The following is a 14535-nucleotide window of genomic DNA, read 5'->3' on the forward strand; positions in this document are numbered from 1 at the left end:
GCTCGGCGGACTTCCTCGATGTCGACCACTTCCCGGTCCTCGAGTTCTACAGCGACCGCTTCGTGCACAAGGGCGGCGCCAAGTGGGCCGTCACCGGGGCCCTGTCGCTGCACGGGGTGACGCGTACGGTCACGCTCGACGTGGACTACCTGGGGCTCGGCAACGGGATGGAGGGCGAGGCGCGGGCCGCCTGCCGGGCCGTCACCGAGCTGCACCGGGACGACTTCACCGTCAGCTGGCAGTCGATGCTCGCCCGGGGCATCGCGGTGGTCGGCCCCACCATCGCGATCGAGCTCGACGTGCAGGTGGTGCCCAAGTCCTGACCCGGACCACGGACAATGGCGCGGTGAGCGATGTGAGACACGTGCTGGTGCTGCCCGACCGCGATGCCGCCGAAGAGGCGGCTCAGGCGCTCGCGGAGCGGTTCGCGGTGAAGGAGGAGCTCCGGCCGGTACGGGACGCCCTGGCCGGGGAGGACGACGCCGAGGACGCCCAGTGGCTCCTCGTCCTGCGGGACGAGGAGGGGCGGCTGGACGCGGCGGAACTCGACGCGCTGGCCGGCGAGTGGGACGGCTGGCGCGAGGAGCCGTAGGCCCGCGGCGCCGCTCCGGGTGCGCAGGCGGGGCCCACGGGGCCGCCGCCCCCGGTCGTTGTCGGTGGCGCGTGGGATGCTTGTCGGGATGGCCAGGAAGACTGCGAACGACGACCCTCTCGCCCCGGTGACGCTTGCCGTGGGCCAGGAGGACCTCCTGCTCGACCGTGCCGTGCGGGATGTGGTGGCCGCCGCCAGGGCCGCCGACGCCGACACGGACGTACGGGACCTGACCCCCGACCAGCTGCAGCCCGGCACGCTCGCCGAACTGACCAGCCCGTCGCTCTTCGCGGAGCGCAAGGTGGTGGTCGTGCGCAACGCGCAGGACCTGTCGGCCGACACGGTCAAGGACGTGAAGGCGTATCTCGGCTCGCCCGCGGAGGAGATCACCCTCGTGCTGCTGCACGCGGGCGGCGCGAAGGGCAAGGGACTGCTCGACGCCGCGCGCAAGGTCGGGGCGCGGGAGGTGGCCTGCCCGAAGATGACCAAGCCGGCGGACCGGCTGGCGTTCGTGCGGGGCGAGTTCCGGGCGTCCGGGCGGTCGGCCACGCCCGAGGCGTGCCAGGCGCTGGTGGACGCGATCGGCAGTGACCTGCGGGAGCTGGCGTCGGCGGTGGCGCAGCTGGTCGCCGACGTCGAGGGGACCGTCGACGAGGCCGTCGTCGGGCGGTACTACACCGGGCGGGCCGAGGCCTCCAGCTTCACGGTCGCGGACCGGGCGGTCGAGGGGCGGACGGCGGAGGCCCTGGAGGCGCTCAGATGGTCGCTGGCCACCGGGGTCGCCCCGGTGCTCATCACCAGCGCGCTGGCGCAGGGCGTGCGGGCGATCGGGAAGCTGTCGTCGGCGCGGGGCGGCCGTCCGGCCGATCTCGCGCGGGAACTGGGCATGCCGCCCTGGAAGATCGACCGGGTGCGGCAGCAGATGCGGGGCTGGACACCGGACGGGGTGGCGGTCGCCCTGCGGGCGGTGGCCGAGGCGGACGCGGGGGTGAAGGGCGGGGGAGACGACCCCGAGTACGCCCTGGAGAAGGCGGTCGTCACCATCGCGCGGGCGGCGCGGTCCAGGGGCCGCGGCCAGTGAGCCGAAAGGCCCCACCGCGCGCCCTGGGGAAGGGAGAACGGTGAGGCCTTCGGCTCAAGCTGTCGGATCCGCGCCCGCGTGGCGAACGCAGGCCGCGCGCGGACCCTGGGGTGCCGGTCGGGAGCGGATGAGAGAGGGCCCGCTCTGGGTCCTTCCGGCGGTCAGATCAAAGAAGAGGTTCAGCCCTTGAGGGACGTGACCTTGGCGGCCAGCGCCGACTTCTTGTTGGCGGCCTGGTTCTTGTGGATGACGCCCTTCGAGACGGCCTTGTCGAGCTGACGCGCGGCAGCGCGCTGGTACTCGGTGGCCTTCTCGACGTCACCCGCGGCCGCGGCCTCGCGGGCCTTGCGGATCGCGGTCTTCAGGGAGGACTTGACGGCCTTGTTGCGCAGCCGGGCCTTCTCGTTGGTCTTGATCCGCTTGATCTGGGACTTGATGTTCGCCACGAATGAGCCTTCTCAGGTTCTGGCACAGGGCCGCGAAGGTCCCGTGCCGGTGATTTCTTGGGTCGTGCCTCGTGCAGAGAGGGCATGAGACACAGCCACCCAGCCTACCAGCGGCCCATCGAGTGGCCCAAACCGGTCGCAGGTCCCCGCCCGTGGGACCATGGAGACTACGTATCGATCCGACCCGAGGCATAAGGCGCCTCAAGAGACAGGACCCTGCGTGCCCGCGACCCCTAACCATGTGCCCGAGCCGAGCCGTACCGACCCGGCTCTGATCCGCAACTTCTGCATCATCGCGCACATCGACCACGGCAAGTCCACGCTCGCCGACCGGATGCTCCAGCTGACCGGTGTGGTCGAGCAGCGGCAGATGCGTGCTCAGTACCTCGACCGGATGGACATCGAGCGTGAGCGCGGTATCACGATCAAGTCCCAGGCGGTGCGTCTGCCGTGGGCTCCCACCCACGACCCAGGCAACACGCACATCCTCAACATGATCGACACCCCGGGGCACGTCGACTTCACCTACGAGGTCTCGCGGTCGCTCGCCGCCTGCGAGGGGACCATCCTCCTCGTGGACGCCGCCCAGGGCATCGAGGCGCAGACCCTCGCCAACCTGTACCTGGCGATGGAGAACGACCTCACCATCATCCCGGTTCTCAACAAGATCGACCTGCCGGCCGCCCAGCCGGAGAAGTTCGCCGAGGAGCTCGCCAACCTCGTCGGCTGCGACCCCGCCGACGTGCTCAAGGTCTCCGCCAAGACCGGCCTCGGCGTGGAGGCGCTGCTCGACAAGGCCGTCGCCGAGATCCCCCCGCCGGTCGGCGTCAAGGACGCCCCCGCGCGCGCCATGATCTTCGACTCGGTCTACGACTCCTACCGGGGTGTCGTGACCTACGTCCGTGTCATCGACGGCCAGCTCAACAAGCGCGAGCGCATCAGGATGATGTCCACCGGCGCCACGCACGAACTGCTGGAGATCGGCACCAACTCGCCCGAGATGCTCCCCGCCGACGGCCTCGGCGTCGGTGAGGTGGGCTATCTGATCACCGGTGTGAAGGACGTCCGCCAGTCCAAGGTCGGTGACACCGTCACCAGCCAGAACAAGGGCGCCACCGAGCCGCTCGGCGGGTACAAGGACCCCAAGCCGATGGTCTTCTCCGGCCTGTATCCGCTGGACGGCTCCGACTACCCCGAGCTGCGCGAGGCCCTCGACAAGCTCCAGCTCAACGACGCCGCGCTGGTCTACGAGCCGGAGACCTCCGCCGCTCTCGGCTTCGGTTTCCGCGTCGGCTTCCTGGGCCTGCTGCACCTGGACGTGATCCGCGAGCGCCTCGAGCGCGAGTTCGGGCTCGACCTGATCGCCACCGCGCCCAACGTGGTCTACCGCGTGGTCATGGAGGACGGCAGCGAGCACACCGTCACCAACCCGAGCGAGTTCCCCGAGGGGAAGATCAGCGAGGTGTACGAGCCGGTCGTGCGGGCCACGATCCTGGCGCCGACCGAGTTCATCGGTTCGATCATGGAGCTGTGCCAGACCCGGCGCGGCACCCTGCTCGGCATGGACTACCTCTCCGAGGACCGCGTCGAGATCCGCTACACGCTCCCGCTCGCCGAGATCGTCTTCGACTTCTTCGACCAGCTGAAGTCCAAGACGCGCGGCTACGCCTCCCTGGACTACGAGCCCACCGGCGAACAGACCAGCTCGCTCGTCAAGGTCGACATCCTGCTGCACGGCGACAAGGTGGACGCCTTCTCCGCGATCACCCACCGCGACCAGGCGTACGCCTACGGCGTGCGACTCGTGGCCAAGCTCAAGGAGCTGATCCCGCGGCAGGCCTTCGAGGTCCCCGTGCAGGCCGCCATCGGCTCGCGGGTCATCGCCCGCGAGACCATCCGCGCCATCCGCAAGGACGTCCTCGCCAAGTGCTACGGCGGTGACATCTCCCGCAAGCGGAAGCTGCTGGAGAAGCAGAAGGAAGGCAAGAAGCGGATGAAGATGGTGGGTTCCGTGGAGGTTCCGCAGGAGGCCTTCATCGCGGTCCTCTCCAGCGATGACGGCGCGGGGTCGGCCAAGGGCAAGAAGTAACCACCGGTAGCACCGAGTGGCGTCGGCAAATCAGGTGCAACAGGGGCTCGTCGTGCGAAAGCACGGCGGGCCCCTCCGCGCGCGTGGCGTCGCTCCGTGTACGAAGTGACAGGCCGCAGCCCCTTACGCGTCGGCCCGTAGCGCTTTACTCTGATCCCTGCTCGATAGTTACTCATGAGTTAAACAACCGGCCGAACCGCCGCTCGTGAGTCAACCCAGCCGCAACTGACAGCCGCGCCGCCGCGGGCCCCGGAGGATGTCGTGAGCGACACACAGACCCTGATCGAGAACCGTGCGCCGTCCGTAGCGGCCCTCTTCCTGGAGCGCGTCGACGCCACACCGGACGCCGAGGCGTACCGCTACCCCGTGCCGGCCGCCTCGGGTCAGGGCCCCGACGACTGGAAGTCGCTGAGCTGGGCGCAGGCGGCCGAGCGCGTCCACGCGATCGCGGCCGGTCTCATCGAACTGGGTGTGCAGCCCGAGCAGCGGGTGGCGCTCGCCTCCTCCACCCGCATCGAGTGGATCCTCGCCGACCTCGGCATCATGTGCGCGGGCGCCGCCACCACCACTGTCTACCCGCAGACCAACGCCGACGAGTCGGCCTTCATCCTCTCCGACTCCGAGAGCCGGGTCCTCATCGCGGAGAACGCCGACCAGCTCGCCAAGGCGGTGGAGAAGCGCGCCGAACTGCCCGAGCTGCACCACGTGGTCGTCATCGACCCGGCGGGCGTCGAGACCGGCGACTGGGTGCTCACCCTCGCCGAGCTCGAGGAGCGTGGCGCCGCGTACCTGGAGAAGCACCCGGAGCTGATCAAGGAGCGGGTCGGTGCGATCACCAGGGACCAGCTCGCGACGCTGATCTACACCTCCGGCACCACCGGCCGCCCCAAGGGTGTCCGCCTCCCGCACGACAACTGGTCGTACATGGCGAAGGCGATCGCCGCGACCGGGCTGCTCGGCCCCGAGGACGTGCAGTACCTGTGGCTGCCGCTCGCCCACGTCTTCGGCAAGGTGCTCACCTCCGGGCAGATCGAGGTCGGGCACGTCACCGCCGTCGACGGCCGCGTCGACAAGATCATCGAGCAGCTGCCGGTGGTGCAGCCGACCTACATGGCGGCCGTCCCGCGGATCTTCGAGAAGGTGTACAACGGGGTCGCCGCCAAGGCCCGCGCCGGCGGACCCGCCAAGTACAAGATCTTCCAGTGGGCCGCCGAGGTCGCCCGCGAGTACGCCAAGGTCTCGCAGGACAACTTCCGCCGCACCGGCACCCACTCGGTCCCCTTCGGTCTCGGCGCCAAGCACAAGGTCGCCGACGCGCTCGTCTTCGCCAAGATCCGCGAGGCCTTCGGCGGCCGGCTGCGCGCCTGCGTCTCGGGCAGCGCGGCCCTCGCCCCCGAGATCGGCTACTTCTTCGCCGGCGCCGGCATCCACATCCTGGAGGGCTACGGCCTCACGGAGTCCTCCGCGGCCTCCTTCGTCAACCCCGGCGAGGCCTACCGCACCGGCACGGTCGGCAAGCCGCTGCCCGGCACCGAGGTGCGCATCGCGGACGACGGGGAGATCCTGCTGCGCGGCCCCGGCATCATGCAGGGCTACCACGGGCTGCCCGAGAAGACCGCCGAGGTCCTGGAGTCGGACGGCTGGTTCCACACCGGCGACATCGGCGAGCTGTCGCCCGACGGCTATCTGCGCATCACCGACCGCAAGAAGGACCTGATCAAAACCTCGGGCGGCAAGTACATCGCGCCGGCCGAGGTCGAGGGCCAGTTCAAGGCCGTGTGCCCGTACGTCTCCAACATCCTGGTGCACGGCGCCGACCGGAACTTCTGCACCGCCCTCATCGCCCTCGACGAGCCCTCGATCCTCGAGTGGGCGAAGGAGAACGGCCTGGAGGGCAAGTCGTACGCCGAGGTCGTCGCCGCCCCGGTCACGGTCGAGATGGTCGACGGCTACGTCAAGCAGCTCAACTCCGGCCTCCAGCGCTGGCAGACCATCAAGAAGTTCCGTCTCCTCCCGCGCGACCTCGACGTCGAGCACGGCGAGATCACTCCCAGCCTGAAGCTGAAGCGGCCGGTCGTGGAGCGGGAGTACAAGCACCTCATCGACGAGATGTACGCGGGCTCGCGGGAGGCGTAGGGGAACGGAGCGCGGTGGCGGGCCGCCGGGGGAGTGCGCCTCCCTGTCCCGGCCACCCGCCGCCGCGGCTCCCTCCCCGCACCTGCCCCGCTGGAGGCGCGGTCCGGATGCGCGGACTTGTTTCCGCTTCTGTCCGTCTTCGAGCACACGCGTGGCTGTTCTCACTCATGGCGGCCCACTTCGGTAACTCGGCGCTTATGGACGCGGTCGTTCTGTCACCCTGTCGGCAGTGAAGGAGACGAGTTCGTCCGAACCTCGTCCGATCTGCTCGGGGGGGTCGGCCATGGGCGCCATACCGACGCAACGGGAGACCGTCTCCCGTGCCTCTGACGTGCCTGCGCACGGGGACCCGGGGGAGCGGGCGACCGTGCGCGCGACCCTTCCCGGAAGCCCCCTCGCACCCGGAGCCGCCCGCGCACTGCTGCGCGCCTCGCTCGCCGAGTGGACCGACCTCGGTCTCGCGCCCTCGCCGCGGCTTGCTGACGACGCCGTGGTGGTCGTCAGCGAACTCGTCACCAACGCCGTCGTCCACGCCGGCACCGACGTCGAACTGACCTGCCGCCTGGAGGCGAGCGGCGCGCTCGTCGTCGAGGCCTGCGACCACCACCCCTCCCGCGCCCTCCGCCAGGACGGCACCGAGGCGCCGTACGAGACACCCGAGTACGGGCGCGGCCTGCGCCTGGTCGCCACCCTCGCCGAGGCCTGGGGCGTCACCTACCGCACCGGCGCCAAGACGGTCTGGGCACGTCTGCCCGCCGAGGGCCACCCGGGCGCGGAGGAGCCCGAGGCCTACGCCGGGGAACGCGGCCTGGAGGTCGCCGAGATCCTCGCCCCCGAGCCCCGGCGCCCCGAACGCGACCGGGAATGGCTGGGCCGCGGCGCCCTGTCCTTCCTCGCCGAGGCCTCCGACCTGCTCGCCGGGCAGCTCGACGAGAACCTCGTCGCCGCGCTCGCCGGGCAACTCATCGTGCCCCGGCTCGCCGACTGGTGCGCGGTGTGGCTGGAGGACGAGTCGACGGTGCGCGGCGGCTGGGCCGACGGGACCGGGGCGGTCGGGCCACGCCTCGCCCGGGTCTGGCACGCCAGCGAGAACCGCATGGAGGAACTGCGCCGGGCGCTGGAAAAGGACCCGCCGCGCTCCCGGGACGGCTCACGGTCCGGCCCCGAGCCCTACCCCTGGCCCGGCGAGGCCCTCGGCCCGCACGGCACGGACGGCTCCGCGCTGGCGTACCGGCTGGTCGCGGGCGGCCGTCCGCTGGGCACGTTGGTGATCGGGCGGTGCGGGGCACCGTACTTCCCCGACGAGATCACCGGCCTGGTGGAGGACCTCAGCCGCCGGGTGGCGCTGGCCATCGGCGCGGCCCGCCAGTACGCCCGCCAGGCCACCATCAGCGCCGTCCTGCAGCGCGGGCTGCTGCCCGGCGCGGTCGCCGAGATCCCCGGTGTGAGCAGCGCCCTCGTCTACGAACCGTGCGACAAGGGAGGCCCCAGCGGAGACTTCTACGACCTGTTCCCGGCGGGCGACGGCCGCTGGTGCTTCGCGATCGGCGACGTGCAGGGCAAGGGGCCGGAGGCCGCGGTCGTGATCGGGCTCGCCCGCCCCTGGCTGCGCCTCCTCGCCCGCGAGGGCTACCGCGTCGCCGACGTGCTGGACCGCCTCAACCAGCTCCTCCTGGACGACGCCACCGAGGCCGCCGACGCCGCCGCCCGCGCCCTGGTCACCGCGGGCGGCCGCCCGGTCGCCCCCGGGGAAGGTCCGCAGACCCGCTTCCTCTCCCTGCTCTACGGCGAGCTCGCCCCCTTCGACGGCGGCGTCCGCTGCACCCTCGCCTCCGCCGGGCACCCCCTGCCGCTGCTCCTCGGGCCCGACGGCGGGGTCCGTACCGTCGCGAAGCCGCAGACGCTCCTCGGGGTCATCGAGGACGAGACGTACACCAGCGAGACCTTCGAGCTGTACTCCGGCGACACGCTGCTGTGCGTCACGGACGGGGTCACCGAGCGGCGCTCCGGCTCCCGCCAGTTCGACGACGGCGACGGGCTCGCGGTGGCTCTCGCCGGATGCGCGGGACTGAGCGCCGAACTGACGGCGGAACGCATCCGCCGGCTGGTGCACGAGTTCGGCGGCGGCCAGCCGGAGGACGACCTGGCGCTGCTGGTGCTGCGGGCGGAGTGACCGGAGCGACCGGAGCGACCGGAGTGACCCGCGCGGGTGCGGGACAATGGGGGACATGCCTTCCGCACTCCCCGACGGCGAGCCCGTACCCGCCGACGGCGCACTGCCCGCGTCCGCGCTCGCCGGGGCCACGGGCCGCCCCCTCGGCTTCTATCTGCACGTCCCGTACTGCGCGACCCGCTGCGGCTACTGCGACTTCAACACCTACACCGCCAGCGAGCTGCGCGGCACCGGCGGCGTGCTCGCCTCCCGCGACAACTACGCGGACACGCTGACCGACGAGGTCCGCCTGGCCCGCAAGGTGCTCGGCGACGACCCGCGCGAGGTCCGCACGGTGTTCGTCGGCGGCGGTACGCCCACGCTGCTGGCCGCCGACGACCTCGTACGGATGCTGGGCGCGATCCGCGACGAGTTCGGCCTCGCGCCCGACGCCGAGATCACCACCGAGGCGAACCCGGAGTCGGTGGACCCGGCGTACCTGGCGCGGCTGCGGGAGGGCGGCTTCAACCGGATCTCCTTCGGCATGCAGAGCGCGCGGCAGCACGTGCTGAAGGTGCTCGACCGTACCCACACCCCGGGCCGCCCGGAGGCCTGCGTCGCGGAGGCCCGCGCGGCGGGCTTCGAGCACGTCAACCTGGACCTGATCTACGGCACGCCGGGGGAGTCCGACGACGACTGGCGGGCCTCCCTGGACGCGGCGCTGGGGGCCGGGCCGGACCACGTCTCCGCTTACGCCCTGATCGTCGAGGAGGGCACGCAGCTGGCGCGGCGCATCCGTCGTGGCGAGGTTCCGATGACCGACGACGACGTGCACGCGGACCGGTACCTGATCGCCGAGGAGCGGCTGTCGGCGGCGGGCTACGACTGGTACGAGGTCTCCAACTGGGCCACCTCGGAATCCGCCCGCTGCCTGCACAACGAGCTGTACTGGCGGGGCGCCGACTGGTGGGGCGCGGGGCCGGGGGCGCACTCGCACGTGGGGGGCGTCCGCTGGTGGAACGTGAAGCACCCGGGGGCGTACGCGGCGGCCCTGGCGGCGGGCCGCTCACCGGGCGCCGGGCGTGAGCTCCTGTCCGACGAGGACCGGCGAGTGGAGCGCATCCTGCTGGAGCTGCGGCTGCGGGAGGGAGTGCCGCTGGCGCTGCTGAAGGAGGAGGGGCTGACGGCTTCCCGGCGGGCGCTGGGGGAGGGGCTGCTGGAGGCGGGGCCGTACGAGGAGGGGCGGGCGGTGCTGACGCTGCGGGGGCGGTTGCTGGCGGATGCGGTGGTGCGGGATCTGGTGGACTGATCACTCCGGCGAGTGAATCCCCTCGGAACTCCGGTTCGGTCCCTAACCTGGTTCGTAGGCTGCCGCCGACAGGACGCGGCGGATGTGGAGGCCACGGAGATGACCGCTGTGGACGAGCGTGGGATTGCCAAGTTCTTCGAGGAGTTCGAGCCTCCCGAGGGCATCAAGGCCGAGCTTCTCCGGGGGGAAATCGTGATGATGGCCACTCCCGATCTGGTGCACAACCGGATCGTGGCGGACGTGGTGGACCAGATCCCGCGTAAGCGCTGGGAACGGCTCCAGGTGACGGACGTGGACATCATCGATGAGACCAGCGAGCCCATTCCGGATCTTGTGGTGTTGGAACGCGGTGTCGCCCCGGACTCAGGCCGTCTGCTGCCGTCCCAGTTGGTCACGATGGTCGTCGAGGTGGTCTCCAAGACCAGCGTCCAGCGGGACTACGAGATCAAACGGTCGATCTACGCCGCCGGCGAGGTGCCCGCCTACCTCATCGTGGACCCGATCATGGCGCAGTGCGTCCTGCTGACGAGGCCCGTCGGGAAGGGGGAGAACGCCGACTACCAGAGGCAGCAGATCACCAAGTTCGGGGCGCCGCTGCCGCTGGAGGATCTGGAGCTCGAATTGGACACCAGCGAGTTCGGTACCTATCCCGACGTCAGGCCCCACCGCTACCCGTGACGAAGTCGATCAGCTCCTCCACCCTCCCCAGCAGCGCCGGCTCCAGGTCCTTGTAGGACCCCACCCGCTTCAGGATCGCCTGCCACACCGCCCCGGTGTTCTCCGACGGCCAGCCCAGCGCCCGGCACACGCCGGTCTTCCAGTCCTGACCGTGCGGAACCCGGGGCCACGCCTCGATCCCCACCGAGGACGGCTTCACCGCCTCCCAGATGTCGATGTACGGGTGACCCACGACCAGCGCGTGCTCACTCGTCACGGACTCCGCGATCCGCCACTCCTTCGACCCCGGCACCAGGTGGTCCACCAGCACCCCCAGCCGCGCGTCCGGCCCCGGCCCGAACTCGGCCACGATCGCCGGCAGGTCGTCCACGCCGCCCAGGTACTCCACGACCACGCCCTCGATGCGCAGGTCGTCGCCCCACACCTTCTCGACCAGTTCCGCGTCGTGCCGGCCCTCGACGTAGATCCGCCCGGCGCGGGCCACACGCGCGCGTGCCCCGGGGACGGCGACCGAACCGGAGGCGGTACGGGTGGGACGTACCGGCGCCGCGGACGACGGCCGCACCAGCGTGACCACCCTGCCCTCCAGCAGGAACCCGCCCGGCTCCAGCGGGAACACCCGATGCTTGCCGAAGCGGTCCTCCAGGGTGACCGTGCCCGCCTCGCAGCGGATCACCGCGCCGCAGAAGCCGGTGCCGGGCTCCTCGACCACGAGGCCGGGCTCCGCCGGGACCTCCGGGACGGGCTTCGGCTTCTTCCAGGGAGGGGTCAGATCGGCGGAGTACACACGAGGGCGCGGGCCCGAAGGGCCCTCGTTGGAAGGGTGGCGGCGGGAGACGGGTGGGCGCATTCCGATGACGATAGGAGAACCCGTACCGCCATCAGGGCGACACGCCGAAACGCGCCGCCAGCTCGTCGCGCTGCCGCCGCACGAACGCCGCGTCCACCACCGCTCCGTGACCGGGCACGTACAGCGCGTCCTCGCCGCCGAGGTCGAGCAGCCGGTCGAGGGCGGCGGGCCAGTGGGACGGCACGGCGTCGGGGCCGGCCTGCGGTTCGCCGGACTCCTCGACCAGGTCGCCGCAGAAGACCACCTCCGGTTCCCCGGGGACCAGCACGGCCAGGTCGTGGGCGGTGTGCCCCGGACCGACGTTGGCCAGCAGCGCCTGCCGGCCGCCGCCCAGGTCGAGGGTCCACTCGCCGGACACGAGGTGCCGGGGGGCGGGAAGCGCGTCCACCGCCTGGTCCGCCTCCGCCTCCGGAAGTCCGTTGCGCACGGCGTCCAGGCGCAGCTCCGCACGCTCGTACGCGAGCACCGCGTCCATGCCCACCGCCGCGAACACCTCCGCGCCCGCGAAGGCCGCCGCGCCGAACACATGGTCGAAGTGGGGGTGGGTGAGCGCGAGATGAGTCACACGGCGGCCGGTCAGCTCCTGCGCCTGCGCGCGCAGCCGTGCGCCCTCGGCGAGACTCGACCCGGCGTCCACCACGAGCGCCGTACCCTCGCCGAGGACCAGTCCCACCGTGCAGTCCCAGCCAGGCAGCCGGCACCGCCCGACCCCGGGGGCCACCCGCTGCCATCCCAGCTCTTCCCAAGTCACCGTCATACCGCGACGCTAACGGGGACGACCGTACGCGGGCACGGCGGCGCGGACCGGCCTTGCCCGGGGTGTACCCCACGGCCGTACACTGGGCCGGGATGCTGGCACTCGCGAGCGCAGAGTGCCAGACAAAGGGCCCGAAGGCCGCAGGGGACGCTTTTCTGGAGGTGTGCGCGGATGCTGAGTGAACGCAGACTTCAGGTGCTGCGCGCCATCGTCCAGGACTACGTCGGCACCGAGGAGCCCGTCGGCTCCAAGGCGCTCACCGAGCGGCACAGCCTCGGGGTCTCCCCGGCCACCGTGCGCAACGACATGGCGGCCCTGGAGGACGAGGGGTACATCGCGCAGCCGCACACCAGCGCGGGGCGCATCCCCACCGACAAGGGTTACCGGCTCTTCGTCGACAAGCTCGCGGGCGTCAAGCCGATGACCGCCCCCGAGCGGCGGGCGATCCAGAACTTCCTCGACGGCGCCGTCGACCTCGACGACGTCGTGGCCCGCACGGTGCGGCTGCTCGCGCAGCTGACCCGGCAGGTCGCGGTTGTGCAGTACCCCTCGCTGACCCGTTCGACCGTGCGGCACGTGGAGCTGCTCTCGCTCGCCCCGGCGCGCCTGATGCTCGTGCTGATCACGGACACCGGCCGGGTCGAGCAGCGGATGGTCGACTGCCCGGCGCCCTTCGGGGAGACTTCACTGGCGGACCTGCGCGCGCGGCTCAACAGCCGGGTGGCGGGCCGCCGGTTCACCGACGTGCCGCGGCTGGTCGAAGACCTCCCCGAGGGATTCGACGCGGAGGACCGCGGTACGGTCTCGACGGTGCTCTCCACTCTGCTGGAGACGCTGGTCGAGGAGAACGAGGAGCGGCTGATGATCGGCGGTACCGCCAATCTCACCCGCTTCGGACATGACTTTCCCCTCACCATCCGGCCGGTGCTCGAGGCTCTGGAGGAGCAGGTCGTCCTGCTCAAGCTCCTCGGCGAGGCGAAGGATTCGGGCGTGACCGTGCGCATCGGCCACGAGAACGCCCATGAGGGACTCAACTCCACGTCCGTGGTGTCGGTCGGTTACGGTTCGGGCGGCGAGGCAGTCGCCAAGCTCGGCGTGGTCGGACCGACCCGCATGGATTACCCGGGAACGATGGGAGCGGTACGAGCGGTGGCACGGTACGTCGGACAGATCCTGGCGGAGTCGTAGGTGGCCACGGACTACTACGCCGTCCTCGGCGTGCGCCGCGACGCGTCGCAGGAAGAGATCAAGAAGGCCTTCCGGCGGCTCGCGCGCGAGCTGCACCCGGACGTCAACCCGGATCCGAAGACCCAGGAGCGGTTCAAGGAGATCAACGCCGCTTACGAGGTGCTGTCGGACCCGCAGAAGAAGCAGGTCTACGACCTCGGCGGCGACCCGCTCTCGCAGGCCGGCGGCGCCGGCGCGGGCGGCTTCGGGGCCGGTGGGTTCGGCAACTTCTCCGACATCATGGACGCGTTCTTCGGTACGGCGTCCCAGCGCGGCCCGCGCTCGCGCACCCGGCGCGGCCAGGACGCGATGATCCGGATCGAGGTCGAGCTGGACGAGGCGGCCTTCGGCACGACCAAGGACATCCAGGTCGACACGGCGGTCGTCTGCAACACCTGCAACGGTGAGGGCGCCGCCCCGGGCACGACCGCCCAGACCTGTGACATGTGCCGCGGCCGCGGTGAGGTCTCCCAGGTCACCCGGTCCTTCCTGGGCCAGGTCATGACCTCGCGGCCCTGCCCGCAGTGCCAGGGCTTCGGCACCGTCGTGCCGACCCCGTGCCCCGAGTGCGCCGGTGACGGCCGGGTCCGCTCGCGCCGCACCCTGACGGTGAAGATCCCGGCCGGTGTCGACAACGGCACCCGGATCCAGCTCGCGGGCGAGGGCGAGGTCGGCCCCGGCGGCGGTCCCGCCGGTGACCTGTACGTGGAGATCCACGAGCTGCCGCACTCCACCTTCCAGCGGCGCGGCGACGACCTGCACTGCACGGTCACCATCCCGATGACCGCGGCGTGCCTCGGCACCAAGGTGCCGCTGGAGACGCTGGACGGCATGGAGGAGGTCGACATCCGCCCGGGCACCCAGTCCGGCCAGTCGATCCCGCTGCACAACCGGGGCGTCACCCACCTGCGCGGCGGCGGCCGCGGAGACCTCATCGTCCACGTCGAGGTCCAGACCCCGACCAAGCTCGACCCCGAGCAGGAGCGGCTGCTGCGCGAGCTGGCCAAGCTGCGCGGCGAGGAACGCCCCCAGGGGCAGTTCCAGCCGGGGCAGCAGGGGTTGTTCTCGCGGTTGAAGGACGCGTTCAACGGGCGGTGACCGTGGCTGGGGGCTGCCGCCCCCAGACCCCGGCTTCGGCCTGAACGGCCTCGTCCTCGAACTCCCCCAGAGGGGGCACCCCCAGACGGGCTGATTTTCCCTGGCCAGCACCGAGATCTT

Annotated in this window: 13 protein-coding genes; 10 read left to right on the forward strand and 3 right to left on the reverse strand. The window is 71.4% G+C overall.

From position 1 onward, the window contains the following. From ACWC21_RS01105 to holA, 3 genes are all read left to right on the forward strand, one after another. On the forward strand, positions 1 to 323 hold a 323-nt coding region (locus ACWC21_RS01105), incomplete at its 5' end, for a YceI family protein (protein WP_450876758.1). A 23-nt stretch (positions 324 to 346) separates the two neighbouring features. Next, positions 347 to 592 carry a hypothetical protein gene (locus ACWC21_RS01110; protein WP_450876760.1) on the forward strand — a complete coding sequence of 82 codons (246 nt, stop codon included), beginning with the start codon at positions 347 to 349 and terminating at the stop codon, positions 590 to 592. An 88-nt stretch (positions 593 to 680) separates the two neighbouring features. Next, positions 681 to 1673, forward strand: coding sequence for a DNA polymerase III subunit delta (gene holA / locus ACWC21_RS01115; RefSeq protein WP_450876762.1), 993 nt, complete (start codon positions 681 to 683; stop codon positions 1671 to 1673). A 179-nt stretch (positions 1674 to 1852) separates the two neighbouring features. On the opposite strand, the gene rpsT is transcribed toward holA, so the two are convergent. Continuing rightward, the gene (rpsT, locus tag ACWC21_RS01120) at positions 1853 to 2119 is read right to left on the reverse strand and encodes a 30S ribosomal protein S20 (protein ID WP_196462792.1); all 267 of its coding nucleotides are present in this window, start codon (positions 2117 to 2119) and stop codon (positions 1853 to 1855) included. Between the two features lie 220 nt (positions 2120 to 2339). On the opposite strand from rpsT, the gene lepA reads away from it, so the two are divergent. The 5 genes from lepA to ACWC21_RS01145 all read left to right on the forward strand — a co-directional run bounded on the left by lepA (position 2340) and on the right by ACWC21_RS01145 (position 10483). Continuing rightward, positions 2340 to 4208 carry a translation elongation factor 4 gene (gene lepA / locus ACWC21_RS01125; protein WP_450876764.1) on the forward strand — a complete coding sequence of 623 codons (1869 nt, stop codon included), beginning with the start codon at positions 2340 to 2342 and terminating at the stop codon, positions 4206 to 4208. Between the two features lie 261 nt (positions 4209 to 4469). After that, positions 4470 to 6344, forward strand: coding sequence for an AMP-dependent synthetase/ligase (locus ACWC21_RS01130; protein ID WP_450876766.1), 1875 nt, complete (start codon positions 4470 to 4472; stop codon positions 6342 to 6344). Positions 6345 to 6627: 283 nt separating this feature from the next. Beyond that, entirely contained in the window at positions 6628 to 8517 is a 1890-nt protein-coding gene (locus ACWC21_RS01135) for a SpoIIE family protein phosphatase (RefSeq protein ID WP_450876768.1), read from the forward strand. Between the two features lie 55 nt (positions 8518 to 8572). Beyond that, positions 8573 to 9805, forward strand: a complete 1233-nt coding sequence (gene hemW / locus ACWC21_RS01140; RefSeq protein ID WP_450876770.1) for a radical SAM family heme chaperone HemW — start codon at positions 8573 to 8575, stop codon at positions 9803 to 9805. A 99-nt stretch (positions 9806 to 9904) separates the two neighbouring features. Continuing rightward, positions 9905 to 10483 carry a Uma2 family endonuclease gene (locus tag ACWC21_RS01145; RefSeq protein WP_450876772.1) on the forward strand — a complete coding sequence of 193 codons (579 nt, stop codon included), beginning with the start codon at positions 9905 to 9907 and terminating at the stop codon, positions 10481 to 10483. Here ACWC21_RS01145 and ACWC21_RS01150 read toward each other — a convergent pair. Beyond that, positions 10461 to 11333, reverse strand: a complete 873-nt coding sequence (locus ACWC21_RS01150) for a DUF3097 domain-containing protein (protein ID WP_450876774.1) — start codon at positions 11331 to 11333, stop codon at positions 10461 to 10463. The two genes, ACWC21_RS01145 and ACWC21_RS01150, sit on opposite strands and share 23 nt — an antisense overlap. A gap of 31 nt (positions 11334 to 11364) precedes the next feature. Next, a complete protein-coding gene (locus tag ACWC21_RS01155) occupies positions 11365 to 12090 on the reverse strand; it encodes an MBL fold metallo-hydrolase (RefSeq protein WP_450876776.1) in 726 nt (241 codons plus the stop codon). 171 nt (positions 12091 to 12261) lie between these two features. On the opposite strand from ACWC21_RS01155, the gene hrcA reads away from it, so the two are divergent. Together hrcA and dnaJ are read left to right on the forward strand one after the other, a co-directional pair. Beyond that, positions 12262 to 13278, forward strand: a complete 1017-nt coding sequence (gene hrcA / locus ACWC21_RS01160; RefSeq protein WP_450876778.1) for a heat-inducible transcriptional repressor HrcA — start codon at positions 12262 to 12264, stop codon at positions 13276 to 13278. Further along, a complete protein-coding gene (gene dnaJ, locus ACWC21_RS01165; protein WP_450876780.1) occupies positions 13279 to 14415 on the forward strand; it encodes a molecular chaperone DnaJ in 1137 nt (378 codons plus the stop codon). It abuts the gene before it with no gap. Positions 14416 to 14535 lie beyond the last annotated feature (120 nt).

Source organism: Streptomyces sp. NPDC001348, assembly GCF_053597535.1.